1 rRNA gene is annotated in these 281 nt (G+C 49.5%); it reads left to right on the forward strand.

The features are described from left to right. Positions 1–38 precede the first annotated feature (38 nt). A 16S ribosomal RNA gene (locus AB4138_RS23425) occupies positions 39–281 on the forward strand; the annotation flags it as partial.

A 281-nucleotide genomic window follows, 5' to 3' on the forward strand; every position in this document is an offset into this window, starting at 1 on the left:
TAGTTTTGAAGTCAGTATTCGTTGAGTCACAAAATCTTAAATTGAAGAGTTTGATCATGGCTCAGATTGAACGCTGGCGGCAGGCCTAACACATGCAAGTCGAGCGGAAACGACACTAACAATCCTTCGGGTGCGTTAATGGGCGTCGAGCGGCGGACGGGTGAGTAATGCCTAGGAAATTGCCTTGATGTGGGGGATAACCATTGGAAACGATGGCTAATACCGCATAATGCCTACGGGCCAAAGAGGGGGATCTTCGGACCTCTCGCGTCAAGATATGC

This window comes from Vibrio sp. 10N.286.52.C3, assembly GCF_041468865.1.
Lineage (GTDB): Bacteria > Pseudomonadota > Gammaproteobacteria > Enterobacterales > Vibrionaceae > Vibrio > Vibrio crassostreae_C.